The organism is Cellulosimicrobium sp. MI9406 (assembly GCF_040595865.1).
In the GTDB taxonomy this organism is placed as follows: domain Bacteria; phylum Actinomycetota; class Actinomycetes; order Actinomycetales; family Cellulomonadaceae; genus Cellulosimicrobium; species Cellulosimicrobium funkei.
The window spans coordinates 36613-61789 of sequence record NZ_JALIZI010000010.1; the positions used below are offsets into that span (position 1 = coordinate 36613).

Annotated in this window: 28 protein-coding genes and 1 riboswitch; of the genes, 11 read left to right on the forward strand and 17 right to left on the reverse strand. The window is 74.8% G+C overall.

What is annotated here, in order from left to right:
* The first annotated feature begins 13 nt into the window (after positions 1-13).
* Positions 14-1681, forward strand: a complete 1668-nt coding sequence (locus MT994_RS17390; RefSeq protein WP_031316338.1) for a glycosyl hydrolase family 18 protein — start codon at positions 14-16, stop codon at positions 1679-1681.
* Between the two features lie 141 nt (positions 1682-1822).
* On the opposite strand, the gene MT994_RS17395 is transcribed toward MT994_RS17390, so the two are convergent.
* From MT994_RS17395 to MT994_RS17405, 3 genes are read right to left on the reverse strand one after another with little or no spacing between them, the layout of a single operon-like run.
* A complete protein-coding gene (locus tag MT994_RS17395) occupies positions 1823-2518 on the reverse strand; it encodes a phosphatase PAP2 family protein (RefSeq protein ID WP_076404469.1) in 696 nt (231 codons plus the stop codon).
* Positions 2518-3216, reverse strand: a complete 699-nt coding sequence (locus MT994_RS17400) for a phosphatase PAP2 family protein (RefSeq protein ID WP_354807269.1) — start codon at positions 3214-3216, stop codon at positions 2518-2520. The genes MT994_RS17395 and MT994_RS17400 overlap by 1 nt, the downstream gene beginning before the upstream one ends.
* Before the next feature lie 55 nt (positions 3217-3271).
* A complete protein-coding gene (locus tag MT994_RS17405) occupies positions 3272-3667 on the reverse strand; it encodes a RidA family protein (protein WP_021483795.1) in 396 nt (131 codons plus the stop codon).
* A gap of 159 nt (positions 3668-3826) precedes the next feature.
* Between MT994_RS17405 and MT994_RS17410 the strand changes: the two genes are divergently transcribed.
* Complete coding sequence (locus tag MT994_RS17410) at positions 3827-4324, forward strand: NUDIX domain-containing protein (RefSeq protein WP_354807270.1); 498 nt, start codon at positions 3827-3829, stop codon at positions 4322-4324.
* A gap of 46 nt (positions 4325-4370) precedes the next feature.
* Here the strand turns inward: MT994_RS17410 and MT994_RS17415 are convergent, their stop codons facing one another.
* The 5 genes from MT994_RS17415 to MT994_RS17435 form a co-directional block, all read right to left on the reverse strand.
* Entirely contained in the window at positions 4371-4499 is a 129-nt protein-coding gene (locus MT994_RS17415) for a hypothetical protein (RefSeq protein WP_255179672.1), read from the reverse strand.
* Between the two features lie 193 nt (positions 4500-4692).
* The gene (locus MT994_RS17420) at positions 4693-5925 is read right to left on the reverse strand and encodes an acetyl-CoA C-acyltransferase (protein ID WP_354807272.1); all 1233 of its coding nucleotides are present in this window, start codon (positions 5923-5925) and stop codon (positions 4693-4695) included.
* 115 nt (positions 5926-6040) lie between these two features.
* Positions 6041-7282, reverse strand: a complete 1242-nt coding sequence (locus MT994_RS17425) for an acyl-CoA dehydrogenase family protein (protein ID WP_021482598.1) — start codon at positions 7280-7282, stop codon at positions 6041-6043.
* A 165-nt stretch (positions 7283-7447) separates the two neighbouring features.
* Positions 7448-8155, reverse strand: a complete 708-nt coding sequence (gene pnuC, locus MT994_RS17430; RefSeq protein ID WP_144722001.1) for a nicotinamide riboside transporter PnuC — start codon at positions 8153-8155, stop codon at positions 7448-7450.
* Between the two features lie 149 nt (positions 8156-8304).
* Positions 8305-8430, reverse strand: a riboswitch (FMN riboswitch).
* A gap of 197 nt (positions 8431-8627) precedes the next feature.
* A complete protein-coding gene (locus tag MT994_RS17435; protein WP_175009273.1) occupies positions 8628-9386 on the reverse strand; it encodes a TetR/AcrR family transcriptional regulator in 759 nt (252 codons plus the stop codon).
* Positions 9387-9470: 84 nt separating this feature from the next.
* On the opposite strand from MT994_RS17435, the gene MT994_RS17440 reads away from it, so the two are divergent.
* The 3 genes from MT994_RS17440 to MT994_RS17450 all read left to right on the forward strand — a co-directional run bounded on the left by MT994_RS17440 (position 9471) and on the right by MT994_RS17450 (position 14429).
* On the forward strand, positions 9471-9932 hold the full coding sequence (locus tag MT994_RS17440; protein ID WP_168945307.1) for an MOSC domain-containing protein: 462 nt from the start codon (positions 9471-9473) through the stop codon (positions 9930-9932).
* A gap of 190 nt (positions 9933-10122) precedes the next feature.
* Positions 10123-11694, forward strand: coding sequence for a 3' terminal RNA ribose 2'-O-methyltransferase Hen1 (locus MT994_RS17445; RefSeq protein WP_251176759.1), 1572 nt, complete (start codon positions 10123-10125; stop codon positions 11692-11694).
* Complete coding sequence (locus MT994_RS17450) at positions 11691-14429, forward strand: polynucleotide kinase-phosphatase (protein WP_354807274.1); 2739 nt, start codon at positions 11691-11693, stop codon at positions 14427-14429. The genes MT994_RS17445 and MT994_RS17450 overlap by 4 nt, the downstream gene beginning before the upstream one ends.
* Positions 14430-14471: 42 nt before the next feature.
* Here the strand turns inward: MT994_RS17450 and MT994_RS17455 are convergent, their stop codons facing one another.
* From MT994_RS17455 to MT994_RS17465, 3 genes are all read right to left on the reverse strand, one after another.
* Positions 14472-14732, reverse strand: a complete 261-nt coding sequence (locus MT994_RS17455; protein ID WP_061268988.1) for a hypothetical protein — start codon at positions 14730-14732, stop codon at positions 14472-14474.
* Between the two features lie 249 nt (positions 14733-14981).
* Positions 14982-15269: a hypothetical protein gene (locus MT994_RS17460; protein ID WP_240949347.1), complete on the reverse strand. Its 288-nt coding sequence runs from the start codon at positions 15267-15269 to the stop codon at positions 14982-14984.
* Positions 15266-15901, reverse strand: coding sequence for a TetR/AcrR family transcriptional regulator (locus MT994_RS17465; protein WP_163188691.1), 636 nt, complete (start codon positions 15899-15901; stop codon positions 15266-15268). The genes MT994_RS17460 and MT994_RS17465 overlap by 4 nt, the downstream gene beginning before the upstream one ends.
* 142 nt (positions 15902-16043) lie before the next feature.
* Between MT994_RS17465 and MT994_RS17470 the strand changes: the two genes are divergently transcribed.
* Together MT994_RS17470 and MT994_RS17475 are read left to right on the forward strand one after the other, a co-directional pair.
* Positions 16044-17891, forward strand: a complete 1848-nt coding sequence (locus MT994_RS17470) for an ABC transporter ATP-binding protein (protein WP_354807275.1) — start codon at positions 16044-16046, stop codon at positions 17889-17891.
* Between the two features lie 102 nt (positions 17892-17993).
* Entirely contained in the window at positions 17994-18593 is a 600-nt protein-coding gene (locus tag MT994_RS17475; RefSeq protein WP_354807276.1) for a dihydrofolate reductase family protein, read from the forward strand.
* A gap of 33 nt (positions 18594-18626) precedes the next feature.
* Here MT994_RS17475 and MT994_RS17480 read toward each other — a convergent pair whose 3' ends face one another.
* Complete coding sequence (locus MT994_RS17480) at positions 18627-18827, reverse strand: DUF2510 domain-containing protein (RefSeq protein ID WP_076404477.1); 201 nt, start codon at positions 18825-18827, stop codon at positions 18627-18629.
* A gap of 136 nt (positions 18828-18963) precedes the next feature.
* On the opposite strand from MT994_RS17480, the gene MT994_RS17485 reads away from it, so the two are divergent.
* Positions 18964-19260 (forward strand): hypothetical protein, encoded by a 297-nt coding sequence (locus MT994_RS17485; RefSeq protein WP_354807277.1) that lies wholly within the window; start codon positions 18964-18966, stop codon positions 19258-19260.
* Positions 19261-19291: 31 nt separating this feature from the next.
* On the opposite strand, the gene MT994_RS17490 is transcribed toward MT994_RS17485, so the two are convergent.
* Positions 19292-20185 carry an LLM class flavin-dependent oxidoreductase gene (locus MT994_RS17490; protein WP_354807279.1) on the reverse strand — a complete coding sequence of 298 codons (894 nt, stop codon included), beginning with the start codon at positions 20183-20185 and terminating at the stop codon, positions 19292-19294.
* Positions 20186-20195: 10 nt separating this feature from the next.
* Complete coding sequence (locus MT994_RS17495; RefSeq protein ID WP_354807280.1) at positions 20196-20642, reverse strand: hypothetical protein; 447 nt, start codon at positions 20640-20642, stop codon at positions 20196-20198.
* 49 nt (positions 20643-20691) lie between these two features.
* Here MT994_RS17495 and MT994_RS17500 point away from each other — a divergent pair, with 49 nt between their 5' ends.
* The 3 genes from MT994_RS17500 to MT994_RS17510 all read left to right on the forward strand — a co-directional run bounded on the left by MT994_RS17500 (position 20692) and on the right by MT994_RS17510 (position 23426).
* Positions 20692-20991 (forward strand): Dabb family protein, encoded by a 300-nt coding sequence (locus MT994_RS17500; protein ID WP_354807282.1) that lies wholly within the window; start codon positions 20692-20694, stop codon positions 20989-20991.
* Between the two features lie 77 nt (positions 20992-21068).
* Positions 21069-21992, forward strand: coding sequence for an LLM class F420-dependent oxidoreductase (locus MT994_RS17505; protein ID WP_031315298.1), 924 nt, complete (start codon positions 21069-21071; stop codon positions 21990-21992).
* 99 nt (positions 21993-22091) lie between these two features.
* Positions 22092-23426, forward strand: a complete 1335-nt coding sequence (locus MT994_RS17510) for a solute carrier family 23 protein (RefSeq protein ID WP_043652277.1) — start codon at positions 22092-22094, stop codon at positions 23424-23426.
* Positions 23427-23503: 77 nt separating this feature from the next.
* On the opposite strand, the gene MT994_RS17515 is transcribed toward MT994_RS17510, so the two are convergent.
* The 3 genes from MT994_RS17515 to MT994_RS17525 are packed head-to-tail and all read right to left on the reverse strand — an operon-like array spanning position 23504 to position 25139.
* Positions 23504-24112: a GNAT family N-acetyltransferase gene (locus MT994_RS17515; protein ID WP_061268979.1), complete on the reverse strand. Its 609-nt coding sequence runs from the start codon at positions 24110-24112 to the stop codon at positions 23504-23506.
* Positions 24113-24166: 54 nt separating this feature from the next.
* Complete coding sequence (locus MT994_RS17520; RefSeq protein WP_061268978.1) at positions 24167-24817, reverse strand: LytR C-terminal domain-containing protein; 651 nt, start codon at positions 24815-24817, stop codon at positions 24167-24169.
* 25 nt (positions 24818-24842) lie between these two features.
* Positions 24843-25139, reverse strand: a complete 297-nt coding sequence (locus tag MT994_RS17525) for a type II toxin-antitoxin system VapB family antitoxin (protein ID WP_021480409.1) — start codon at positions 25137-25139, stop codon at positions 24843-24845.
* Positions 25140-25177 lie beyond the last annotated feature (38 nt).

Consider the following 25177-nt stretch of genomic DNA (forward strand, 5'->3'; position numbering starts at 1 on the left):
ACGACGCTCGCGCGTGGTCACGGCCTCCGCCGTCGTCGGGGCGCTCGCCCTCACGGCCGCCACCTTCGCGTCGCCCGCCGCGGCGGCGCCCCAGCCCACGGCCAAGCCGGCGGCCTCCGTCGCCGGGCCGTCGGACATCAACGGGTTCCGCAGCGTCGGCTACGTCATGGCCGACTCGCGCGTCACCCGCGACTTCCACGTGGCCGACCTCGTGCGCACCGGAGCGATCGAGGACCTCACCCACATCAACTACGCGTTCGGCAACGTCACGACCGACCTGGTGTGCGACATCGCCGACGTCCCCGGCGAGGGCGACCCCCTCAACGACTTCGTCGCGGAGGTGCCCGCCGCGGACTCCGTCGACGGCAAGGCCGACAAGCCGGGCCAGAAGCTCGCCGGCAACTTCAACCAGCTCAAGAAGCTCAAGGCCGTCAGTCCGGAGACGAAGATCCTCGTCTCCCTCGGCGGCTGGACCTGGTCGGACAACTTCTCCGAGGCGGCGTCCACGGCCGAGGGTCGTACGCGGCTGGTCGACTCGTGCCTCGACCTCTACATCGACGGCAACCTGCCGGTCGTCGACGGCAAGGGCGGCCCCGGCGTCGCGGCCGGCATCTTCGACGGCATCGACATCGACTGGGAGTGGCCGGTCACCGGCGGCGAGACGGCGAACGTCCGCCCGGAGGACAAGGAGAACTTCCTGCTCCTCATGGAGGAGTTCCGTGCCGAGCTCGACGCGCGCGGCGCGACGACCGGCCAGGACTACCTGCTGACGGCGTTCGCGCCCGCGGGCGGCTGGAACGCCGGGCAGGGCGGCTGGCTCGACCCGCGCCTGTTCGCGGTCGTCGACTTCCTCAACGTCCAGGGCTACGACTTCCACGGCGGCTGGGTCCCGAACAAGACGGGCCACCAGGGCAACCTGCACCCCGACGGCGCGGAGAACTGGGGCCTCGGCCTCGACGGCGCGCTCGGCATGTACGTGAAGGCGGGCGCGGACCCGTCGCAGATCAACGCGGGCCTCGCGGCCTACGGCCACGGCTGGTACGGCGTCAAGGACGGCACGAAGGGCTGGCAGCCCGCCGCCGGGTACGTCGGCACCAAGACGTACGCCGAGCTGCGCTCCTTCGGCGGGAAGAAGTTCTTCGACCCGAAGATCGGCGCGAGCTGGCTGTACAACGGCGACCAGTGGTGGAGCTACGACGACCCGGCGTCGGTGACGGCGAAGGCCGAGTTCGTCGCGACGCAGGGTTACGGCGGCGCGATGTGGTGGGACCTCTCCGGCGACTACCGCAACGAGCTCGGCGACGCCCTGGGCTCGACGCTGCGCGCCGCGACCCCGGGTCCCGGCGTGGCCGAGGAGTGCGCGGTGCCCTGGTACGGCACGGGCGTCTACACCGGTGGTGAGGTCGTCTCGCACGAGGGCACGGAGTACAAGGCCCAGTGGTGGACCCGCAACCAGGAGCCGGGCGCCAGCAACGCCTGGAAGAAGATCGGCCCCTGCGGCACCGCGCCCGAGGTCGAGGCGGCGGTCTGCGCCCCGGCCTGGTCGCGCGAGGCCGTCTACACCGGCGGGCAGACCGTGTCCCGTGCGGGCGTGAACTACACGGCCCAGTGGTGGACGAAGGGCGAGCTCCCCGGTTCCGTGACGTGGGGCTCGTGGGACCCGGTGGGTCTGTGCGAGTGATCTGACGGGTCGTCCGGGCGCCGCGTGCGCCCGGACGGCCCCCGCACGACGACGGCGGGCCCGGTCTTCGGACCGGGCCCGCCGTCGTCGTGGTGGGGGAGCGCGGCGCCGACGGGCGCCGGGAGCGCGTCCCCGGGGGTGTCAGCGCTTCGCGCGCAGGTCGCGGCGCAGGTAGTGCCACGCGAGGACGCAGCACACGATGCCGTTGAGGAGCCCCACGACGACGTCCGCCGGTCCGTGGGCACCGCGGTAGAGCCGCGAGAGACCCACGCCGAGCGGCACGAGGCAGCACAGCACCGTCACGACGACGCGCAGCACCGGGTTCGTGATGCGCTGCGCGAGCAGGGCGAGCGTCAGGTAGAACGCCGCCGACGCGCCCGTGTGCCCCGAGGGGAAGCTGGACGTCGGGGGCGCCTCGTCGAGCCGCGAGACGTCGGGCCGCTCACGCCCCACGACGATCGACGACGTGAGGAAGATCAGCGCCTGCAGCGCGACGGCGAGCGCGGGAACGAGGGCGAACCACCACTGCCGGGTGCGCCACCACACGAGCGCGACGGTGAGCAGCGTGCCGCCGATGATGAACTCGGTCGTGCCGATGAGGGAGAGCACGTCGGTGACGGTGTCCCAGAACGGCGTGCGCCGTTGCTCGAACCACCGGTTGACCGCGACCTCGCCCGGCAGGTCGCCGAGCGGCCCGGTGACGAGGAAGCCCGTCGCGACGATGACCACCCACAGCACCGCCCCCGGCAGGAACGCCCGCAGGCCGACGTCGCGCAGCACCTCCTTCGCCGTGGGGCGGGTCGTGTCCAGCTCGTAGCGGTGCACGAAGGGTTGCATCAGACCTCGTTCCTGGGAGTGTCACCGGAGGGACGGCCGGACCGCGCGGCGGTCCACCCGTGGTAGCCGACGGCGGACGCCCCCGCGACCGCGCCGCCGAGGAGGATCCCGCCGACGACGTCGGAGGGGTAGTGCGCACCGAGCAGCACGCGGTCGGCCGCGGTGACGAGGGCGAGCGCCGTCGCGCCGCCGACCACCCCGACGCGGCCTCGCCGCCCGAGCAGCGGCCAGACGAGCACGCTGAGCGTCACCCCGACGGCCGCCGCGTTCATCGCGTGCCCGGAGGGGAAGCTCGCGCCCGGCACGGTCGACACGGCGTCCTCGAGGACGGGCCGCGCGCGGCCGACGACCTCCTTCGCGCCGAGGCCGAGGGCCCACGCGCCCCAGATCGTCCCGGCCGCCCAGGCCGCGCGCGACCCGAGCCCGTGGCGTCGCCACGCCCAGACGCACACGCCCATCGCGGCGAGGTTCATCCACCGCGCGGCCAGGGCCTCCTGCCCCACGAGGAGCGCACGCTCGAGCGCGGGGCGCTCGCCGGCGAACCGGGTCGCCGCGGCGACGGCGGCGCGGTCCGCGTCGACGACGACTCCCGACTCCGCACGCACGAGCCACGCGAGCGCGAGCACGGGGAGGGATGCCGCGACCCCGTACGCCGCGGCCCGCCAGAGGGCGCGGTACGGGGTCCGGTGGGCTGGCACCCCCGGACAGTAGCGGCACCCCCGTGTCGTCGCGCGCGGGAGCCGGTGCCCCGCGTCAGGCGGGGAGCGCCGCGACCGCCTCGATCTCGACGAGCGCGCCCGGCCGTGCGATCCCGACCCGCAGGACGGTCACGGCGGCGGGGTGCTGGCCCCAGACCTCTCCGACGGCGCCGAACCCCTCCATGAGGTCGGCCTCCGGGTCGAGGTAGACGGCGAGCCGCGCCACGTCCTCCGGCCCGGCGCCTGCCTCGGCCAGCACGGCGAGGACGTTGCGCAGCGCCTGGGCCGTCTGGGCCGCGATGCCGCCCTCGACGATCGCGCCGTCCGCGTCGGTGCCGTTCTGGCCCCCGACGTAGAGCGTGCGACCGGTCTCGACGATCGTGCCCTGGGAGAACGCCGGGTTGCGGTGCAGCCCGGGCGGGTTGAGGTGCGTGACGCTCTGCGTGGCCATGGTCGTCCCCTTCTGCGGTCCCGGTCCTGGTGCTGCCGACGCTACGCCGCGCCCCTGACACGCCCCGAAGATCCCCGACACCACCCCGAGACGACCCCCGGCGGGTGGTCCGCGCGGCCCCGACGGGCCGGTCCGGCGTCGGCTGTGTAGGAAGGAGGGGTGAAGCAGTCAGCAGGGCTCGTGCTCTACCGGTTCCGTGCCGACGTCGTCGAGGTGCTCCTCGGGCACATGGGGGGCCCGCTGTGGGCGCGCAAGGACGCGGGCGGGTGGACGATCCCCAAGGGCGAGGTGGAGCCGGGGGAGGACGAGCACGCGGCGGCGCTGCGCGAGTTCGCCGAGGAGCTCGGCGTCCCTGCTCCGTCCGGCGCGGTACCGGACCTCGACCTCGGCACGGTGCGCCAGCGCGCGGGCAAGCTCGTCGCGGCGTGGGCGCGGGAGGCGGACCTCGACGTCACGACGATCGCGAGCAACACGTTCGCGCTGGAGTGGCCGCCGCGCTCGGGACGGATGCAGGAGTTCCCCGAGCTCGACCGGGCCGGCTGGTTCTCGCTCGCGCGCGCCCGCGGGCTCGTGGTCGCGGGCCAGGTCCCGCTGCTCGACCGGCTGGAGGAGCTGCTCGCGCGCGAGCCGGCGCAGAGCGCGACGACCGAGGGATGACGAGAGCCCGGGACCGTGCGGTCCCGGGCCCGTCGAGCGGGAGGCGTCAGCCGAGCAGGTAGGGCGCCGCGGCGAAGCCTGCGGCGAGCCCGACGAGCGCGACGGCGACGGCGGACAGGTGCGAGCGGCGCGCACGGCTCGCGGTACGGCGGGCTGCGTCGGTCACGGTGGTCATGACGGTCCTCTCGTGGGGGGCGGTTCCAGGGAGAGGGACCACGTCAGACGCGATCCATGACGCGAAACCCGGCCGTCGTGGCGCGATCTGCGTCACACCGCGGCGGCCGAAACGCGCCAACCCTGGTGCAGCATCGTGCACCAGGGTTGGTCGGCTCGCGCGGCGGAGCCCCGACGAGGGCTCGTCCGGAGGGTCAGGCGCGCAGGACGAGCGCGTCCCCCTGACCGCCGCCGCCGCACAGCGCCGCCGCGCCGACGCCGCCCCCGCGGCGACGGAGCGCGAGCGCGAGGTGTAGCGCGAGCCGGGCGCCCGACGCGCCGACCGGGTGGCCGAGCGCGATGGCGCCGCCGTCGGCGTTGACGACGTCCGCGTCGATGCCGAGGTCCGCGACCGACTGCAGCGCGACGGCGGCGAACGCCTCGTTGATCTCCACGAGGTCGAGGTCCGCCGCGGCGATCCCCTCGCGCTTCACGGCAGCCTCGATGGCCCGCGCCGGCTGGGAGTGCAGCGAGTTGTCGGGTCCCGCGACCTGCCCCGCCGCTCCGATCTCGGCGAGCCACGGCAGGCCGTTGCGCTTCGCGAAGGCGCGGCTCGCGACGACGACCGCCGCCGCGCCGTCGGACAGGGGCGAGCTCGACCCGGCGGTGATGGTCCCGTCCTGCACGAAGGCGGGGCGCAGGCGCTCCAGGGCCTCGAGCGTCGTGTCGGCGCGCACGCCCTCGTCGTGCTCGACGACGACCGGCTCGCCCCGCCGCTGCGGCACCTCGACGGGGGCGATCTCCTCGGCGAGACGCCCGGCGTCGCGCGCCGCGGCGGCCCGCTGGTGCGAGCGCAGCGCGAACGCGTCCTGCTCGGGGCGGCCGATGCCGCGCGTCACGCAGCCGCGGTCGGTGAGCTCGCCCATGACCTCGCCGCTGAACGGGTCGTTCAGGCCGTCGTGCGTGAGCGAGTCGGCCATCGTCACGTCCCCGAACGCGAACCCGGAGCGCGACCCGACGACGAGGTGCGGCGCGTTCGTCATGGACTCCTGGCCGCCCGCGACGACGACGCTCGCCTCGCCCGTGCGGACCAGCCGGGCCGCGTCGATGATCGCGGTGAGGCCCGAGAGGCACAGCTTGTTGATCGTCACGGTGGGCACGTCCCAGCCGAGGCCCGCGAGGATCGCGGCCTGGCGCGCGGGGCCCTGCTTGGCGCCCGCCTGCACGACCTGCCCGACGATCACCGTGTCGACCTGCTCCGGCGCGACGCCCGCGGCCGCGAGCGCGCCCCGGATCGCGTGCGCGCCGGGCTCGGCCGCAGAGAGCGAGGCGAGCGCGCCGCGGAAGCGCGCGAAGGGGGTGCGCGCGCCGTGCAGGAGGACCGGGGTGACCTCGTCCTCGGGGGTGACGGCGGCGGCGTCGGGCAGGGGGCTGGCGTCGGTGCTCATGGGACTCCGATCCGGGGAGGGCGAGGAGACGGGGCGAACAGGAAGGAGCCCCGGCGCCGCGAGGAGGGGCGAGCGGCGCCGGGGAGCGGAGGGAGGGCGTGCGCCCTCGGGACCGTCAGACGAACGCGGAGACGCCCGTGATGTCGCGCCCGACGATGAGCGCCTGGACCGACTCGGTGCCCTCGTAGGTGTGCAGGGCCTCGATGTCGGCGAAGTGCCGCGCGACGCGGTTCTGGAGCAGGATCCCGTTGCCGCCGAGCAGGTCGCGCGCGCTCGCCGCGACCTCGCGCGCCCCGCGGGTGCACGTGTACTTCGCGAGCGACGCCTGCGGGCCGGTGAGCGTCCCCGCCTCGTCGAGCCGCGTCATCTGCGCGACGAGGAGCTGCAGCTGCGTGATCGTCGAGAGCATCCGGGTGAGGCGCTCCTGCACCATCTGGTTCGCGGCGAGCGGGCGCCCGAACTGGACGCGCTGCTTCGCGTACGCGACCGCGGCCTCGTAGCACGCGACCGCGTGCCCGACGGCGGCCCACGCCACCCCGAGGCGCGTCGCGAAGAGCACGCGCGAGGTGTCCTTGAACGACCGCGCGCCCGGCAGGGCGTTCTCGGCGGGGACGAACACGTCGTCGAGCACGACGTGCGCCTGCCAGATCGCGCGGAGCGACACCTTGCCGGTGATGGTCGTGCCCGTGTAGCCCGGGGTGTCCTGCGGCACGACGAACCCGTGGACCTGACCATCGCCGTCGTCGCCGACGAGGCGCGCCCACACGACCGTGACGTGGCCCGACGACCCGTTGCCGATCCACTTCTTCTCGCCGTTCAGCACGTAGCCCTCGACGCCGTTGCGCGTCTCCTTGCGCGCCGTCGTCTCGAGCGAGACGGAGTCCGAGCCGTGGGTGGGCTCGGTGAGCGCGAACGCGCCGAGGATCTCCCCGCGCGCCATGGGCTCGGCGTACTTCGCCCGCTGCTCGTCGGAGCCGAGCATCTGGATGCTGCGCAGCGCGAGACCGCCCTGGACGCCGCAGATCGTCGCGACGGAGCCGTCGCCGCGCGACATCTCCATGGCGGCGAGGCCTGCCGCGAGCTGGCTCACGTGCGGACGACCGTCGACGTCGACACCGTCGCGCAGCAGGTCGAGCTCGCCCATGCGCTTGACGAGGTCGAACGGGACCTCGGCGCGCTCCCAGTAGTCGTCGATGACGGGGAGCACCTCGTCCTGGACGAACTGCCGGACGCGCTGCAGGTGGGCGCGGTCCTCCTCGGTCGCGTCGGCGAACGCGCCGGCGTAGTCGAGGTCGAGCGGGGTCGCGAGGTCGTAGGTGGGCTCGGTGACGCCGGGCATGATCGGGGTGGTGGGCATCGGTGCTCCCCTGGGAGGGCGGCTGCGGTCGGTCGACCGTCCTCGACGCGGTTGCCCGGGGTGCGGGCCCGGCTTCGGCGGCGGTCCCTCCCATAGTGCAGCGATACCCCGTCTCAGTCAATCGAGACGGGGTATCGGGGTGGGTGGGGCCGGGTGACCGGCGGGTCAGGCGGGCGCGCCCGCCGCCGCATCCGCCTCGGCAGCGGCGGCCGCGCGGCGGTTGACGCGCCACCACACGAAGAACCCGACGAGCGTGAACGCGCCGTAGAACACGTACATGAACGCCGACGCGTAGAAGCCGGCCGAGATCAGCAGCGGCACGCCCACGACGTCGACGGCGACCCAGATGAGCCAGAACTCGACCCAGCCCTTCGCCATGCCGTACGTCGCGAGCAGCGAGCCCATGAAGATCCACGCGTCGGCCCAGACGGGCTCGTACGACTCGAGCGCGCGGAACACCGGGGTCAGCAACGCCGTGCCGCCGACGAGCGCGACGACGAGGAACACGCGCTGGCGCCACGACGCCCAGCGCGGCACGACGGCGACGCCGTGGCTGTCCGCGTCGGCGTCACCGAGCCGCGCCTGGGTCTTGCGCCACTGCACCCACCCGTAGACCGACACGACGACGAACATCACCTGGCGGCCCGCCTGGCCGAGCAGGTTGACGGGGTTGGGCGTCGCGAACACCGCGCCGAGGAACACCGTGAGCAGCAGCAGGTTGCCGACGATGCCCACCGGCCACGCCCACACCTTGCGCCGCATGCCGCCCAGCGCCGACGCCAGGCCGAACCCGTTGCCCACGATCTCGCGCCACAGCAGGTGCTGGTCGCCGATCGTCAGCTGCGCGTCGAACAGCGCGTGGATCAGGTCCATCGGATGTCCTCGTCCTCCCGGGCACGGGCGCTCCGGGGTGAGGGCGGGCGGCGGGACCGGGCCACGAGGGCCCGACGGCGTCGCTCACCACGGCGAGAGCGCGCCCCGTCGCGCGGGCTCGCGAGAGCCCGGCCGAGGACGGCCGCGCCGCACGTGCTTCCTCCCATCCGGACTTTCACCGTCGGTCCTGGAGTTCCACCAGGTCAACCGCGCGTGGGCGCGGGTCGCGGACTGTCACCGCCGGCTCGGAATTGCACCGACCCCGGAGCACGTTCGTGCGTACTGCGTTCTGCAACCGCCGATGCTACTCGTGCATTCCACGCTCGGCGCGAACCGTTCGGCAGCGCGGACGCGGTTCGGCACCCGGAGCGGCATTCGGCGTCTCGTGCTGCCGACCTGCATGCTCCGGTGCCGAAGCGTCGTGCGCTGACCGAGTCCCAGGGCGGGACCGCGGGGTGGCGGGAGGTGGTGCTCAGGCCAGGGCGTCGCGGACGGCGCGCGCGACGTCGTCCGCGACGCCCTGCGCGTCCGCGTCCGCGTCCACCACGGTCACGACGACGCGGCGCGCCGCGGGCACGCCGTCCCCGCTGCGCTCCTGGGCGGCGCCGTCCGGCGCGGCGTACCGGCCGACGGCGGCGCGGCGCAGGTCCGCGAACGCCTCCTCGAGCTGGGGGCGCAGGTCCTGCTCGGGGGAGCGCAGCCACCGGCGCAGGAGCGCGTTGTGCACGGCGACGACGGACGCCGCGAACGCGATGGACGCCGTCGAGCGGCGCTCGTCCGGCGGGAGCGCGTCGCGCAGGTACGCGGTGAACGCGCGCTCGTAGCGGTGGGTCGTGACGAGCTCGCGGTCGCGCAGCGCCGGCACCTGCTGGAGGAGCTGCCAGCGGGCCAGGGACGTCTCGCGCTGCCCGACGTGGTGGTCGAACACCAGCCGCGCCGCGCGGCACACCTCGAGGTACGGGTCGACCGTCGGGTCGGGCGTGAGGTGCCCCTCGGCGTCGGGCACGGGCCGCGTCGCGGCGAGCATGACGACGACCTCGTCGAGCAGGAGCTCGTGGTCCGCGAAGACCACGTCCTCCTTGGACCCGTAGCGGCGGAAGAAGGTGGCGCGGCTGACCTGGGCGGCGTCGGCGATCTCCTCGACGGTCGTCTGCTCGTACCCCTTGCGGGTGAAGAGCTCGATCGCTGCGTCGACGGCCTGGGCATGGGTGCGGCTGCGGACGTCGGTCATGCACCGGACGGTACACCGGTACCCGGCGCTCGCCCGGCCCGGGGACGGTGGTCCCCGGGCGGCGCCGGGTGCGAGGCTGGTGCCATGCCGGACCAGCCTCGTGTGCACGCGATCCACGTCGCGAAGGCCCGTCGGCTGCCGACGCGGGTCGTCGCGTCGGTCGAGGCCGAGGAGGGCAAGGGCCTCGTCGGCGACCGGTACCACGGGTCGAAGCACCGGCACGTGACGATCCAGACGCTCACCGACCTGGCGGCCGCCTCCGCGGACCTCGGGCAGGAGATCGACCCCGGCCTCACCCGGCGCAACGTCACGCTCACCCACGGCGACCTGCCCACGAAGCCGGGGTCGTTCCTGCGGATCGGGGACGTCGAGCTGCAGGTGCTCCGGATCGCCGCCCCGTGCCGGCTGCTCGACGACTGGATCGCGCCCGGCGCCATGCGCGCGATGCACGCGCGGGGCGGCGTCGTGTGCCGTCTGCTGTCGTCCGGCACGGTCCGGGCGGGCGACGTCGTGGTGTGGGACGCGGCGGGTGCCCGCGGGGTCTGAGCCCCGGGGCGGCCTCCGGCCCGACGGTGGCCGGGCGCGTGCCGTCGGCAGCGGCGCCCGTGCTTCGACGGTAGACCTGTGGTGGCCCCGCGTCGATGGCTGGGGCGGGTGAGACGACGGCCGTCCACAGCCCCGACGGTCGTCCACAAACCCGGTGCCGTGGTCCCCGCAGGGTGGCACCATGGCGGCCATGCTCGTGACCCTCGCCGCGACGGCGTCCCCCGGGACGCTCGACGACGCCACCGACCTCGGCTTCCTGCTGCACAAGCACCCGGACCGGGCGCAGGTGTTCGACCTGCCCGTCGGCCGCGCGCACGTCTTCTACCCCGAGGCGACGGCGGAGCGGTGCGAGGTCGCGCTGCTGCTCGAGGTCGACCCGGTGGGGATCGTGCGGAACAAGCGGTTCGGCGGCGGCGACGCGTTCGCGCTCGCGCAGTACGTGAACGACCGCCCGTACGCCGCGTCGTCGATGGTCGCGGTCGCGCTCGGCAAGGTGTTCGCGACGGCGATGAGCGGCCGGTGCGACGCACGACCGGCGCTCGCGGACGCCCCGATCCCGCTCGACGTGCACGTGCCGTCCCTGCCGTGCCGGGGCGGCGCGGACCTTGCGCGCCGGCTGTTCGAGCCGCTGGGGTGGAGCGTCACGGCGACGGCGGAGCCGCTCGACCCGACCGTGCCGTCGTGGGGCGCGTCGCGCCACGTCGACCTGCGCCTGCGCGGTACCCGCCGGCTCGCGGACGCGCTCGCGCAGCTCTACGTGCTGCTGCCCGTGCTCGACGACGCGAAGCACTACTGGGTCTCGACCGACGAGGTGGACAAGCTCGTGCGCGCGGGCCGCGGCTGGCTCGCGGACCACCCGGAGCGTGCGCAGATCCTGCGCCGCTACCTCGCGCACCAGCGCCGCTACGTCGAGGACGCCACCGCGCGTCTCACCGCGCTCGACGGGGACGTCCCCGAGGAGGGCGCCGCACCCGCCGCCGGCACGCCGGCCGGCGCCGTCGCGTCGTCCGACGTGGGCCCGCAGGGCGCCCTGACGGGGACCGGCGTCGTCACGGCGGGCGACGCCGAGGACACGCCGGAGCCGCCGCTCGCGCGGCAGCGGGCCGACGCGGTGCTCGCGGCCCTGCACGACGCCGGGGCACGGACCGTCGTCGACCTCGGGTGCGGCGAGGGCGCGCTCCTGCGTCGCCTCGCCGCGGACCGGACCTTCACGCGCGTGCTCGGGACCGACGTGTCGGCGCGCGAGCTCGAGCGGGCGGCGGTGCGCCTGCGCCTGCACGAGGCGAGCGACGCCGAGCGGGAGCGGGTGCGGCTCGTGCAGTCGTCGCTCACGTACGTGGACGACCGGGTGGCGGGGTTCGACGCCGCGGTGCTCATGGAGGTCGTCGAGCACGTCGACCCGTCGCGCCTCGACGCGCTCACGGCCGCGGTCCTGGGCCACGCCCGGCCGCGGACCGTCGTCGTGACGACGCCGAACGCCGAGTACAACGTCCACTACCCGAACCTGCTGGACGGGCCCGGGGGCGCGCTCGTGCGCCACCCCGACCACCGGTTCGAGTGGACGCGCGCGGAGCTGCGCGCGTGGGCGGCCGCGGCGGGGGAGCGCTACGGGTACGCGGTCGAGCTGCGCGACGTCGGCCCGCTCGCCCCCGACGTCGGGGCGCCCACCCAGATGGCGGTGCTGACCCTCGTCGGGGACGCGGCGTCGCCCGACGTCGCGCCGGCCCCGGCCGCGGCACGGACCACGGAGGAGACCCGATGACCGGGCAGGAGACCGAGAGCGCGAGCCCGACCTCGGGCGCGACGCCGACCCCGACCCCGACCTCGACCTCGACCCCGAGCACGACGCGCGAGCTGCGCGTGCCTGCGTCGAGCCTCGTGGTGCTCGTCGGCGTGTCCGGCTCGGGGAAGTCGACCTTCGCGCGCGAGCACTTCGGGCCGTACGAGACGGTGTCGTCGGACGTGTGCCGCGGGCTCGTGTCGAACGACGAGAACGACCAGGCGGCCACGCGCGCGGCGTTCGAGGTCCTGGAGACCATCGTGTCCAAGCGGCTGGAGGCGAACCTGCTCACGGTCGTCGACGCGACGAACGTGCAGCGCGAGGCCCGCGGGTCTCTCGTCGCGCTCGCCCGCGCGCACGACGTCCTGCCCGTCGCGATCGTCCTCGACGTGCCGGAGAAGGTGGCGGTGGAGCGGAACGCGGCGCGCCCGGACCGCGGGTTCGGCGCGCACGTCGTCAAGCGCCAGCGCGCGGCGCTGCGGTCGTCGCTGAAGAGCCTCCAGCGCGAGGGCTTCCGCACCGTGCACGTGCTGCGCGGCGAGGACGAGGTGGCAGCGGCCCAGGTCGTGCGCACGCCCCTGCTCACCGACCGTCGCGACGAGCACGGTCCGTTCGACGCGATCGGCGACGTGCACGGCTGCCTCGACGAGCTGGTGGCGCTGCTCGGGGTGCTGGGCTACGCCGTCGTGCGTGACGACGCCGGCCGGCCCGTCGACGCCGTGCACCCCGAGGGCCGGCGCGCGATCTTCCTCGGCGACCTCGTCGACCGCGGGCCCGACTCCCCGGGGGTGCTGCGGCTCGCGATGGGCATGGTCCGTGCGGGGCACGCGCTCGCGGTGCCGGGCAACCACGAGCACAAGCTCGTGCGCGCGCTCGGCGGGCGCGACGTGAAGGTCTCCCACGGCCTCGAGACGACGCTCGCCCAGCTCGCCGCGGAGCCCGAGCAGTTCCGGCGCGAGGTCGAGGCGTTCTGCCGTGACCTCGTGTCCCACCTCGTGCTCGACGACGGTCGCCTCGTGGTGGCGCACGCCGGGCTCAAGGAGTCCTACCAGGGCCGCGCGTCGGGCCGCGTGCGCAGCTTCGCGCTGTACGGCGACACGACCGGCGAGACGGACGAGTTCGGGCTGCCCGTGCGCTACCCGTGGGCCGACGACTACCGCGGACGCGCCATGGTCCTCTACGGGCACACGCCGACGCCCGAGGTCGAGTGGGTCAACGGCACGATGTGCCTCGACACCGGGTGCGTCTTCGGCGGGAAGCTGTCCGCGCTGCGCTACCCCGAGAAGGAGGTCGTGCAGGTGCCCGCCGCGCGCGAGTACTACGCGCCCGCGCGCCCCTTCCTGCCCGACGGCGCGACCGGTCCCGGATCGTCCGCGCGCGCGGACGACCTGCTGAGCGTCACGGACGTGCTCGGCCGCCGCGGCGTCGAGACGGGGACGCACGGGCGCGTGAGCGTGGGCGAGGAGCAGGCGGCGGGGGCGCTCGAGGTGATGAGCCGGTTCGCCGTCGACCCGCGCCTGCTGCTCCACCTGCCGCCGACGATGAGCCCGGTCGCGACCTCGACGCTGCCCGGCCTGCTCGAGCACCCCGACGGGGCGTTCGCCGCGTACGCGCGCGACGGCGTCGACCGCGTGGTGTGCGAGGAGAAGCACATGGGGTCGCGCGCCGTCCTGCTCGTCGCGCGCGACTCGGGGCCGGGCGGCTCCCGCGTCGTCGCGGAGCGGTTCGGCATCGAGGCGCCCGGCGCCGTCCACACCCGCACCGGGCGGTCGTTCCTCGACGGCCCGACGACGGAGCTCCTCCTCGCGCGGGTCGCCGCGGCCCTCGACGCGGCCGGGACGTGGGACGCGCTCGGTGCCGACTGGGTCCTGCTCGACGCCGAGGTCCTGCCGTGGTCGCTCAAGGCCGACCAGCTCCTGCGCGACCAGTACGCGAGCGTCGGCGCGGCCGCGCGCGCCGTCATGCCCGCGGCGCTCGCGGCCCTCGCCGCGGCGGAGGCGCGGGGCGTCGACGTGGGCGAGCTGCGCCGTCGGACGGCGCGGCGCGCGACCGACGCCGAGCTCTTCGTCGAGGCGTACCGGCGCTACCGCTGGGACACGGGCGCGGTCGGCGACGGTGGGGGCGGCGGCGCCGACCCGCTGCACGCCGTCCAGGTCGCCCCGTTCCAGGTGCTCGCGAGCGGGACGGCGGGGCGACCGGGCTCGCCGGAGGTCACCGGAGCGACGTACGCCGGCCGTGACCACCTGTGGCACCTCGGCGTCGCGGACGCGCTCGTCGCCGCGGACCCGGCGCTGTTCCGGGCGACGCGGCGCGTGGTCGTGGACCTCGCCGACGAGGCGTCGCGCGCCGAGGGCACGGCGTGGTGGGAGGAGCTGACGGCAGCCGGGGGAGAGGGAATGGTCGTCAAGCCGCTCGCCAACCTCGTGCGGCGACAGGGGGCGCCGGGCAAGGGCGGCGGGCTCGTACAGCCCGGCCTCAAGGTCCGCGGCCGTGAGTACCTGCGCATCATCTACGGACCCGAGTACACCGAGGAGCGCAACCTCGAGCGCCTTCGCGAGCGGTCGCTGGGGCGCAAGCGCTCGCTCGCGCTGCGGGAGTACGCGCTCGGTCTGGAGGCGCTGGACCGGGTCGCGCGCGGCGAGCCGACGTGGCGCGTCCACGAACCGGTGTTCGCGGTGCTGGCGCTGGAGTCGGAACCGGTCGACCCGCGGCTCTGAGGCGCCTCGGCCGCGCTGCGGGCGTCGTGGGGGCAGGGTGGGTCAGCCGCCGAGGAACGCCTTCATCGCGAGGGTCGAGAAGAGCACCGCGCCGGCGGCGACGGCCAGGGCGACGACCCAGCCGTTCGCCCGCTCGACCGGGGGGACGGCGGGCCGACGCGCGGGGGCCGCGCCCCGCCGTCGGGCCCGGGACGCGCGGCGCGCGGTGAAGCGCAGGCCGCGCGCTGCCGCGCGGGCGGACGGCTGCTCGGGTGCGCCGTCGTGGGCGGGGAACGCGGTGTCCCGGGCGGGGGTGGGGGTCACGGTGCGCCTCCGGAGGTTGGCCGGCGCCGCTGACCGGCGCCGTACCGACAGTCTGTCCCGCGGCGCACCCCGGGCGCGTCGCCCGTCCGGTGGATCCTGCGGCCCGCCGGGGTGCGACCTCCGGATGACGAGCGCGTGGTCCTCATGGCCCGCGAGGTGCATGCTCTCGCACCGCCGACCGCACCGCCGACCGCACGGGCGACCCCACGGCCGACCGCGCGACGGCCCGCACGAGCGACCGCTCGGCGGTCAGCGCGGGGCGTTCTCCTGGTACCGGGGCCGCCCGCCCCGGGCGGCGCGCTGCAGGTAGCGGACCTCGCGCAGCGCGACGGCCGCCGCGACCACCAGCGGGACCCACGCCCAGACGCGCCCGCGCAGCACCAGCACGAGGCACACGACCGCGACGACGATCCCGCCGAGCACGGTCGCGAGGCTCGCCCAGCGCACGCCGGTCCGGACGTCGTCGGCCCGCTGCCACCAGCGGCGCAGCCGCTCGCCGAGGCCGGGGCGGGGCGCCGGCTCCGGGCTGACGCTCATGCGCGGCCCTCGCGCGTGAGGGCGACGCCCTCGATGCTGCGGACAGCCATGCGGAGCGCGTCGGCGCGCGAGATCTCGCCGTCGTCGGCCATGGACCACGCGTTGAAGAGCATCCACCACAGCGTGCGGACGATCCACGCCACGCTGAGCTGATCGTCGACGACGCCGGCCTCCTGCCCGCGGCGCAGCAGCTCCCGCACCGGCTCCTCGGCCTGCTCGGACTCGGCCCAGAACGCGGACTCGGCGTCGGCGAGCTCGGTGAACAGCACCATGTACCAGGGGCCGAGGTCGAAGTACTCGAAGGCGAGGCGGCGCAGCGCGGAAGCCGGGGGCCCGTCGTCGAGCCGCGCGGCGGCGATCGCCGCGCGCGTGCGCTCGACGGTCTCGGCGCCGATCGCCTCGACGAGGTCGGCGCGCTCGGGGAAGTAGCGGTGGAGGGTCGTGCGGCCCACCTGGGCGGCCTGCGCGACGTCGCCGAGCGACGCGGACTTGTCCGTGCTGAGCACCGAGACGGCCGCGTCGAGGATCGCGCGCCGGGTCCGGGTGCGGGTGCCGCTCGTGGGCGGCGCGTCGGGTGCCGCTCCGGAGGGCGTGGCCGCGGCGGTGCTCCGCGCGCTCGTTCGTGCCGTCACGCGGCCCACGATAGCCCGCGCCGTGACGGAACGCCGCTTGTCACGGATGGAACACTCGTGTTCCACTAGGGGCGTCGAGCGCTCCGGCGCGCGACCGCTTGCGCCGCGTCAACGACGGTTGACACGAGAGAGGATGTCAACCATGGTTGACGACATGTCCCCGACCGCCACCACGCCCGAGGCCTCGCCCGCTCCTCGCGACGCCACACCGCGGGGCCCGTTCCTCCCGCGCCTCGCGGTGCTGTGGCAGTTCGTCCGCCCGCACCGACGCACCCTGCTGCTCGGCCTCGTGCTCGGTCTCGGGACGACGGCCGCGACCCTCGCGACGCCGATGGTCACCAAGTGGGTGCTCGACACGCTCGGCACGGGGGAGTCGCTGACCCCGGCCGTGCTCACGCTCGTCGGGCTGCTCGTCGTCGGGCTCGTGCTCGGGCTGTGGCAGTGGGTCCTGCTCGGCACGCTCGCCGAGCGCGTGGTGCTCGACGCGCGGTCGTCCATGGTGCGGCGCTTCTTCCGCGCGCGGATCGGCGCGCTCACCGGCCGCCCGACGGGCGAGCTCGTCACGCGCGTCACGTCCGACACGGTGCTGCTGCGCGAGGCGGCGTCGTCGAGCCTGGTCAACCTCGTGAACCTGGCGGTGTCCCTGGTCGGGACGGTCGTCCTCATGGGCGTGCTCGACCTCGTCCTGCTCGGCACGACGCTCGGGGCGATCGTCGTCATCGGCGTCCTCGTGGGCGCGCTCATGCCCCGCATCGCGAAGGCGCAGGAGAAGGCGCAGGAGTCGCTCGGCAGCCTGGGCGGCACGCTCGAGGGCGGGTTGCGCGCGATCCGCACCATCAAGGCGAGCCGCGCGGAGGGCCGCCAGATCGACCGCGTGCTCGACGACGCGCAGGACTCCGCGCGCCACAGCGTGCGGGCCGTGCGGACCGAGGCGGTCGCCTGGAGCATCGCCGGGGGCGGCATCCAGCTCGCGATCATCGTCATCCTCGCGCTCGGCGCCTGGCGCGTGGACCAGGGGCTCCTGGCCGTGTCGAGCCTCGTCGCGTTCCTGCTCTACGCGTTCCAGATCGTCGAGCCCGTCACGGGGCTGACCATGAACGTCACCCAGCTCCAGGCCGGCATCGCGGCCGCGGGGCGGATCCGCGAGGTCCAGGCCATCGAGCCGGAGGAGGACGACGACCCCGCCGCGCGTCGCCCGGCCGGGGTGGGCGCGGCGTCGGGCACGGCGGCCCCGCACGACGCGCCGCGGCTGTCGCTGCGCGGCGTCACCGCGCGCTACCTGCCGGGCGGCGAGCCCGTGGTGCGCGACCTCGACCTCGACGTGCCCGCGCGCGGGCAGGTCGCGATCGTCGGCCCGTCCGGGGCGGGCAAGACCACGACCTTCTCGCTCCTGCTGCGCTTCCTCCAGCCCGAGTCGGGACGGATTCTCCTCGACGGCGTGCCCTACGACGACCTCACGTTCGACGACGTGCGGCGCCGCTTCGCGTACGTCGAGCAGGAGACCCCCGTCGTGCCGGGCACCATCCGCGAGAACCTGCGCCTCTCGGACCCCGCCGCGACCGAGGAGGCGATGTGGGCGGCGCTCGCGCAGGTGCGGCTCGACGCCAAGGTGCGCTCGCTGCCCGACGGCCTCGACACGTCGCTCGTCGGGACGACCGTCTCGGGCGGCGAGCGCCAGCGCGTCGCCCTCGCGCGCGCCGTCCTGCACGCGCCCGACGTGCTGCTCCTCGACGAGGCCACCGCCCAGGTCGACGGGCTCACCGAGGCCGCCGTGCACGCCGTCATCGAGGACCTGGCCCGGGACCGCGCCGTCGTGACCATCGCGCACCGCCTGTCCACGGTCATCGACGCCGACGTCATCCTCGTCATGGAGGACGGCCGCGTCCGCGCGCGCGGCACGCACCCCCAGCTTCTCGCGACCGACGAGCTCTACCGCGAGCTCGTCGCCGCCCTCCGCATCGCCACCGAGGAGGCCCCCGCACCGCGCTGACCCGGGTGCGGCGATGAGTTCCGCGCCCGCCCGCGGTCGGACGTGTCGTCAGGACGGACGACGGCGGCCGCGGCGCACGCGGACGCGGAGGGTGAGGGCGGCATGGGGAACGTGACGTGCGACGTGGCGGTGTCGGTGGACGGGTACTCCTCGCGCCCCGACCAGACGCTGGAGCACCCGTTCGGCGCGGGCGTGGACCTGCACCGGTGGATGGTCGAGACCGCCGACGAGAACGCGGCCGAGATCGCCGCGATCGTCGACGCGGGGGCGTTCGTCATGGGCAGGAACATGTTCACGCCCGGGCGAGGGGACTGGGACCCGGACTGGCAGGGCTGGTGGGGCCTGGAGCCGCCGTACCACGCGCCGGTGTTCGTGCTCACGCACCACCCGCGCGAATCGCTCGTCCTGGAGGGCGGGACGACGTTCTTCTTCGTCACCGACGGCGTCGAGTCAGCGGTCGCGCAGGCGCGGGAGGCCGCGGGGGACCGGGACGTCGCGATCGCGGGCGGGGCCGCGACCATCAACCAGGTGATCACGGCGGGGCTGCTCGACGAGCTCCGGCTGCACGTCGTGCCCCAGGTCCTCGGCCACGGCGACCGCGTGCTCGACGGCGTCCCGCCCCTCGCGCTCGAGACCGTCGCCGTGCGAGCGGCGTCCCAGGTGACCCACGTGACCTACCGGGTGCGGGGGCCGCTCGGCTGACGTGCCTCCCGGCGCGAGGCTCTCCCGGCAGGCTCAGCCGAGCACGGCGAGGAGGAGCGGCGCCGCGACGACCAGCACGACCACCGACCCGAGCACGACGACCCGCCGCCACGGCCCGACGTCGTCCCGCGCCCGGCGCTCGCGCGTCCGGTCGGTCCACGCCGCGCCGTCGTACCAGCGCTCGCTCCCCGAGCCCGGTACGTCCGCGTACCACCCCGCCGGTGCCTTGCGCACGTCGCCTCCTCGCGTCCCGGTCCGGTGAGCCCTCGCACGACATGTGTCGCGGGCCCTCTGTCTCTGACACGCAGCGACGCCCCGAGAGGTTCCACCCGGGCGGGAGGACGTGCCGGAGGTGCGGCACACTGTGCGCGTGGAGAACACCCCCGAGGCGTCGCCCAGCGGTCCCGAGCTCGACCCGGTCGGGGCGTGGGGCCTCGTGATCAGCCTCGTGCTGGGCGGGGTCGCCGCCGTGCTGTCGCTCGTCGGCTACCTGGTCGACCTGCCGCCGTGGCTCGTGGGCGTCTGCCTGGGTGCCGCGGTCCTCGGGGGGATCGCCGCCGCCGTCTTCTCCGCACGCCTGGCGCGCCTCGAGCAGAGGTCGGCCGGGCGTGTGCTGTGGGAGGCGGTGACCGCCCCGGTCCGCTTCGTGCTCGACGTCCTGTTCTAGCCCGTCAGCCCGAGGCGTGACGGACCGCGCCCTACAGCTGGGCGACCTGCGCGGCGCCGTCGGTCGCGATCTGCTCGAACACGCGCTCGTCGCCCGCGAACTGGGTGCCCGGGATGGGCCGGTGGACGACGATCTCCGTGATGCCGGCCTCCGCGTACCCGTGCGCCGTCTCGACGAACGCGTCGACCGACTCCAGCGCGGGGTCGGGCGTGAAGCCCGTGAGCAGGATGCGCTCCACCGACCCCGGGTCGCGACCGGCGTCGCGGCACGCGGTCTCGAGCCGCTCCACCTGGTCGCGGACGGCGGCCCGCGACTGCGCCGGGGTCGCGTCGTCCCCGAGGCGGCCGTCGCCCGTCGTCACCCACGCCTCCCCGTAGCGCGCGGCCAGCCGCAGCCCGCGCGGGCCGGTCGCGGCGATCGCGAAGGGCACCCGGGGCGACTGGACGGGGCCGGGGATGGTCCGCGCCTCGTGCGCCCGGTAGTGCCCCTCGTCGTGCGTGACGGCGGGCTCGGTGAGCAGGCGGTCGAGCAGGATCGTGAAGTCGCGCAGTCGGTCGGCGCGCTCCCGGGCCGACCACGGCTCGCCGCCGAGGACCGTCGCGTCGAAGCCCGTCGTCCCCGCGCCGAGGCCGACGGTCACGCGCCCGCCCGACAGGTCGTCGAGCGTCATGACGTCCTTCGCGAACGTCACCGGCTCGCGGAAGTTCGGCGACGACACGAGCGTGCCCAGCCGCACCCGCTCGGTGACGCCCGCCGCGGCGGCGAGCGTCGGGACCGCGCCGAACCACGGGCCGTCGCGGAACGACCGCCACGACAGGTGGTCGTACGTGTAGGCGCCGTGGAACCCGAGGTCGTCGGCGGACCGCCACACGTCCCGGCCCTCGCGCCACGGGTAGATCGGCAGGATCACGGTGCTCACGTGCATGGTCGCCAGCCTAGGGACAGCGGCCCACGCTGTCCGCCTGCCGGGTGTATCGCAGGAACGGCGTGGTCGTCCCCTCCGGGCACAGGTCGACGTCCGTGGCGAGCGTCCGGCCCGTCTGCGCGAGGAACCGGCAGACCGCGTCGAGGGCGTGCTGGTCGTGGATCTCCCGGGCGTCGACGTCGAAGGCGATCTCGTCGTCGGGCCACAGGAACAGGTTGACGGAGACGCCGGGGGCGAGGCGGACGAAGACCGTCGGGAGCGCGTGGTCCGCGGCGCGGTGGAGTGCGCAACCGTCCCATGGCCGGCCGTCCCGCTCGACAGACCAGCCGAGAGCGCGGTACCGCTCGACGAGCCGCGCGCCGTCGGACGCCCGGCTGCCGCGCACGAAGCCGTCCGGCAGGCGCCCGTCGACGCTCTCGTCGAAGAACCTCGCGACGTCACGCCAGAGGATGCGCACGCGGCGAGACTAGCGGGCGCAGGTGACGTGCCCCGTCTACCGTGGCGAGGTGATCCAGCACACCGTCGCCTTCCGCCTCGTCCATCCCGCCGGCAGCGCGGAGGAGGCCGAGTTCCTCGGCACCGCCCGCACGACGCTCACCGGGGTCCCGGGCGTCCGGGACTTCACCGTCTCGCGCCAGGTGAGCCCGAAGAGCCCGCTGACGTTCCAGTTCTCCATGGTGTTCGACGACGACGCCGCGTACGCCGCGTACGACGCCCACCCGGACCACCGCCGCTTCGTCGCCGAGCGGTGGGTCACCGAGGTCGCGGAGTTCCAGGAGCTCGACCTCGTTCCTCTGACGGACTGACCGCACCGCCTTCGCGGAGCGGGCGTCGTGCGGGCGGGGGCGGGTGCGCGATGTGGCAGGGTGACGGCATGACCCAGATCGACCTGCGCATCTTCACCGAGCCCCAGCAGGGGGCGTCGTACGACGACCTCCTCGCTGTCGCGAAGGCCACCGAGGACCTCGGTTTCGACGCCTTCTTCCGCTCCGACCACTACCTCGTCATGGGCGACGGCGACGGGCTGCCCGGCCCGACCGACGCCTGGACGACGCTCGCCGGCCTCGCCCGCGAGACGAGCCGCATCCGGCTCGGCACGCTCGTGTCGTCGGCGACGTTCCGCCACCCCGGCGTGCTCGCGATCCAGGTCGCGCAGGTCGACCAGATGTCGGGCGGCCGCGTCGAGCTCGGCCTCGGCGCGGGCTGGTACGCCCGCGAGCACGAGGCGTACGGCATCCCGTTCCCGGAGAAGCGGTTCGGGATCCTCGAGGAGCAGCTCGCGGTGATCACCGGGCTGTGGGAGACGCCGGTCGGCGAGACGTTCTCGTTCAGCGGCGAGCACTACACGCTCACGGACTCCCCGGCCCTGCCGAAGCCCGCGCAGGAGCGCGTCCCGGTGATCGTCGGCGGCCACGGGCCCCGGCGCACCCCGGCGCTCGCGGCCCGGTACGCCAGCGAGTTCAACGCGGCGTTCCCCGACCCGGGCGTCCTGCCCGACCGGTTCGAGAACGTGCGCGCCGCGTGCCTCGACGCCGACCGCGACCCCGACTCGCTCGTGTACTCGGCGGCGTTCGTCGTCGCGGTGGGCAAGGACGAGGCGGAGTTCCGCCGTCGGGCCGACGCGATCGGGCGCGAGCCCGACGAGGTCCGCCGCAACGGTCTGGCCGGCACGGTCGGCGAGGTCGCGGACAAGATCGCGGCCGCCGCGGAGCAGGGCGCGACGCGCTTCTACCTCCAGGTGCTCGACCTGCACGACCTCGACCACCTGGAGCTCGTCGCGAGCGAGGTCGTGCCGCAGCTGCCGTGACGCCCGTGCCCACGGGTCGCCCCGGAAACACCGCCGTGACGTCGGGCCACTACCCTGCACCGGGGGTTTTTTCACACGGGCTTCACGGACGGGAGAGACATGAGCGCCATCGGGTGGCGGTTGCACGGTGACGGGAAGACGGTCCGACCGGGGGACGTCGTCGACCCGGACGAGCGTCTGACCTGGCCGCGGACCATCGGGATCGGGATGCAGCACGTCGTCGCCATGTTCGGCGCGACGTTCCTCGTGCCGCTCCTCACGGGCTTCTCGCCCGCGACGACGCTGTTCTTCTCGGCGATCGGCACGGTCGGGTTCCTGCTCATCACGCGGAACCGCCTCCCGAGCTACCTCGGGTCGAGCTTCGCGTTCATCGCGCCGATCGGTGCGGCGACCGCGTCCCAGGGCCAGTCGGTCGCGGTCGGCGGGATCCTCGTCACGGGCCTCGTGCTCGCGGCCGTCGGCCTCCTGGTCCACGTCGCGGGCGCGCGGTGGATCGACGTCGTCATGCCGCCGATCGTCACGGGCACGATCGTGGCGCTCATCGGGCTGAACCTCGCCCCGGCGGCGTGGGGCAACTTCCAGCAGGCGCCGGTCACGGCCGTCGTCACGCTCGCCGCGATCATCCTCGTGAGCGTCCTGTTCAAGGGGATCCTCGGGCGGTTGTCGATCCTCGTCGGCGTGGTCGTCGGCTACGTCGTGGCCGTGATCCAGGGCGAGGTGTCGTTCGACGAGGTGCGCAAGGCTGCCTGGGTCGGGCTCCCGGAGTTCGTCACGCCGACGTTCGACGTCGCCGTGCTCGGCCTGTTCGTCCCGGTCGTGCTCGTGCTCATCGCGGAGAACGTCGGGCACGTGAAGTCGGTCGCCGCGATGACGGGCAAGAACCTCGACGACCTCACCGGTCGCGCGCTCTTCGCCGACGGCCTCGCGACGACGTTCGCGGGCGTCGGCGGCGGGTCGGGCACGACGACGTACGCCGAGAACATCGGGGTCATGGCCGCCACGCGCGTGTACTCGACCGCGGCGTACTGGGTCGCCGCGGCGACCGCGCTGGTGCTCTCCCTGTCGCCGAAGTTCGGCGCGCTCATCGCGACGATCCCGGTCGGCGTCCTGGGCGGTGCCGCGACGATGCTCTACGGCATGATCGGCATCCTCGGTGCGCGCATCTGGGTGCAGAACAAGGTCGACTTCTCCGACCCGGTCAACCTCACGACCGCGGCCGTGCCGCTCGTCGTCGGCATCGCCAACTTCACGTGGGCCGTGGGCGACCTGACGTTCGAGGGGATCGCGCTGGGCACCGCCGCGGCGCTCGTGATCTACCACGTGATGCGGAACCTCTCGCGGTGGCGCGGCACGACGCAGGAGCCCGCGAGCCCGGCGTCGGCCCCCGGGGGCGACGAGCCCGCCGTCCACGAGACGGTCGAGGACGCCCGCTGACGCGACACGCGGGAGCGGCCTCCTCGAGGTTCCACGGAGACGACGGCCCGGCAGGCGTGAGCCCGCCGGGCCGTCGGCTAGAGGCGCAGGCCCAGGACGAGGCCCTCGGCGACGTCGAGCCGGGTGAAGCCGAGGTGCTCGTAGAAGCCGATCGCGGACGCGTTGTCCTCCGCCACGCCGAGGTGCACCCCGGGCGACCCGGCGGCGCGGAGCGCGTCGAAGAGCACCTCCATGAGGCGGCGGCCGTTGCCGCCGCCCTGGGCGGACGGCAGCAGGTCGACGTGCAGGTGCGACGGGTAGTCGCCGAGCACGGACGGGTCCGTGCGGTGCGGGCGGTGGATCTGCTCGACGAGCGCCTCGTCGCGCGACCCCGCGGGGAAGCTCCCGAGGGGGTAGCGCTCCCGCAGCGGCGGCCACCACTCGCGCTCGCACCGGTCCTCGAACGCGGCGGTGTCGCGGGCGCCGAGCACGTAGCCGGCGGCGACGCCGTCGGCCTCGACGACGGACGCCAGGCCCGGCTCGAGCGCGAGGTACGCGCCGAGATAGACCTCGCCGAGGAGGCGCTGGTCGGCGTAGAGCCCGCTCGCGTCGGCGCCGGACGCACCGGTCCGCAGGCAGATCTCGTACAGGCGGTCGACCTCGGCGGGGTCGGTGGTCCGGGCGGGCCGGAGGGGCAGGGTGCTCATGGGTACCGTTCGGCGGTCAGGGTGCCCGGCGGGCGCCGGGCCGGGACGTGCTAGCTAGCCCTCGGCGGGGGGCACGGGCAGCGGGCGGGGCGTGATCTCCTCGATCGGGACGCACCCCGTACGGCTCTCGAGCGGGACGTCGCCGGACAGGCCGACGAGCTCCGGGTCCACGATGTTCTCGAAGTCGGCGCCCACGTAGAGGTCGACCGTCGCGTCCCCGCGCGCGTCGAGCACGAGGCCAGGGTTCTCGTAGTGCGCAGCGAGGGTGTACGCCTGCGCGATGCCCGCGGCACCGAAGTGGATCTGCGTGCGCGACACGACGTCGGACTTCCCGTCGCCGTCGAGGTCCGGGGCGTTGCCCGTTGAGAGCACCGCGAACCCGCGCGACGTGAGGATGTCCTGGTTGAGCCGACCCAGCGGGTCGTCCTTGCCGGACGCGTTGTAGACGTTGACCTGGATCTCGCCGGTGGCGACGGGCAGGGTGCCGTCCGCGAGGCAGGGGACCTTGACCCCCGCGAGGTCGTCGACGGGCTCGGGGGAGGACAGCTCCCGGTCGAACGGCGCCTCGATCGCGCCGGTGTACACGGCGAGGGCGCCGATCCCGACGACGGCGAGCGCCGCGATGAGCAGCCCGAACACGACTGCCTGGCGCTCGTGCATGCGCCGGCGGCGGACGGCGCGCGCGGTGTCGGGGCGGAGTGTCACGCCAGCAACCTACCGGACCGGCCGCTCATCGCAGCGTCAGCACGCGCGCGTGCAGGATCGCCCGCTGCTGCAGCGCGGCGCGGACGGCGCGGTGCAGGCCGTCCTCCAGGTAGAGGACGCCGTCGAACTCGACCACGTGCGCGAACAGGTCGCCGAAGAACGTGGAGTCCTCGGCGAGGAGCGCGTCGAGGTCGAGCGTGCGCTTGGTGGTGACGAGCTCGTCGAGGCGCACCTGACGCGGGGGCACCTCCGCCCAGTCGCGGGCGGTGACCCGGCCGTGGTCCGGGTAGGGGCGCCCGTCGCCGACGGCCTTGAAGATCATGCGGGACATCCTAGGTGCCCGACGGCGGCCGCCGCCCC

Bases quoted from the DNA above. Each gene is read 5' to 3' on its own strand.
- MT994_RS17395 (WP_076404469.1), bottom strand. From the start codon at position 2,518: ATGCAACCCTTCGTGCACCGCTACGAGCTGGACACGACCCGCCCCACG.
- MT994_RS17405 (WP_021483795.1), bottom strand. From the start codon at position 3,667: ATGGCCACGCAGAGCGTCACGCACCTCAACCCGCCCGGGCTGCACCGC.
- MT994_RS17415 (WP_255179672.1), bottom strand. From the start codon at position 4,499: ATGACCACCGTGACCGACGCAGCCCGCCGTACCGCGAGCCGTGCGCGC.
- MT994_RS17420 (WP_354807272.1), bottom strand. From the start codon at position 5,925: ATGAGCACCGACGCCAGCCCCCTGCCCGACGCCGCCGCCGTCACCCCC.
- MT994_RS17425 (WP_021482598.1), bottom strand. From the start codon at position 7,282: ATGCCCACCACCCCGATCATGCCCGGCGTCACCGAGCCCACCTACGAC.
- pnuC (WP_144722001.1), bottom strand. From the start codon at position 8,155: ATGGACCTGATCCACGCGCTGTTCGACGCGCAGCTGACGATCGGCGAC.
- MT994_RS17435 (WP_175009273.1), bottom strand. From the start codon at position 9,386: ATGACCGACGTCCGCAGCCGCACCCATGCCCAGGCCGTCGACGCAGCG.
- MT994_RS17440 (WP_168945307.1), top strand. From the start codon at position 9,471: ATGCCGGACCAGCCTCGTGTGCACGCGATCCACGTCGCGAAGGCCCGT.
- MT994_RS17445 (WP_251176759.1), top strand. From the start codon at position 10,123: ATGCTCGTGACCCTCGCCGCGACGGCGTCCCCCGGGACGCTCGACGAC.
- MT994_RS17450 (WP_354807274.1), top strand. From the start codon at position 11,691: ATGACCGGGCAGGAGACCGAGAGCGCGAGCCCGACCTCGGGCGCGACG.
- MT994_RS17460 (WP_240949347.1), bottom strand. From the start codon at position 15,269: ATGAGCGTCAGCCCGGAGCCGGCGCCCCGCCCCGGCCTCGGCGAGCGG.
- MT994_RS17470 (WP_354807275.1), top strand. From the start codon at position 16,044: ATGGTTGACGACATGTCCCCGACCGCCACCACGCCCGAGGCCTCGCCC.
- MT994_RS17475 (WP_354807276.1), top strand. From the start codon at position 17,994: ATGGGGAACGTGACGTGCGACGTGGCGGTGTCGGTGGACGGGTACTCC.
- MT994_RS17490 (WP_354807279.1), bottom strand. From the start codon at position 20,185: ATGCACGTGAGCACCGTGATCCTGCCGATCTACCCGTGGCGCGAGGGC.
- MT994_RS17510 (WP_043652277.1), top strand. From the start codon at position 22,092: ATGAGCGCCATCGGGTGGCGGTTGCACGGTGACGGGAAGACGGTCCGA.
- MT994_RS17515 (WP_061268979.1), bottom strand. From the start codon at position 24,112: ATGAGCACCCTGCCCCTCCGGCCCGCCCGGACCACCGACCCCGCCGAG.
- MT994_RS17525 (WP_021480409.1), bottom strand. From the start codon at position 25,139: ATGATCTTCAAGGCCGTCGGCGACGGGCGCCCCTACCCGGACCACGGC.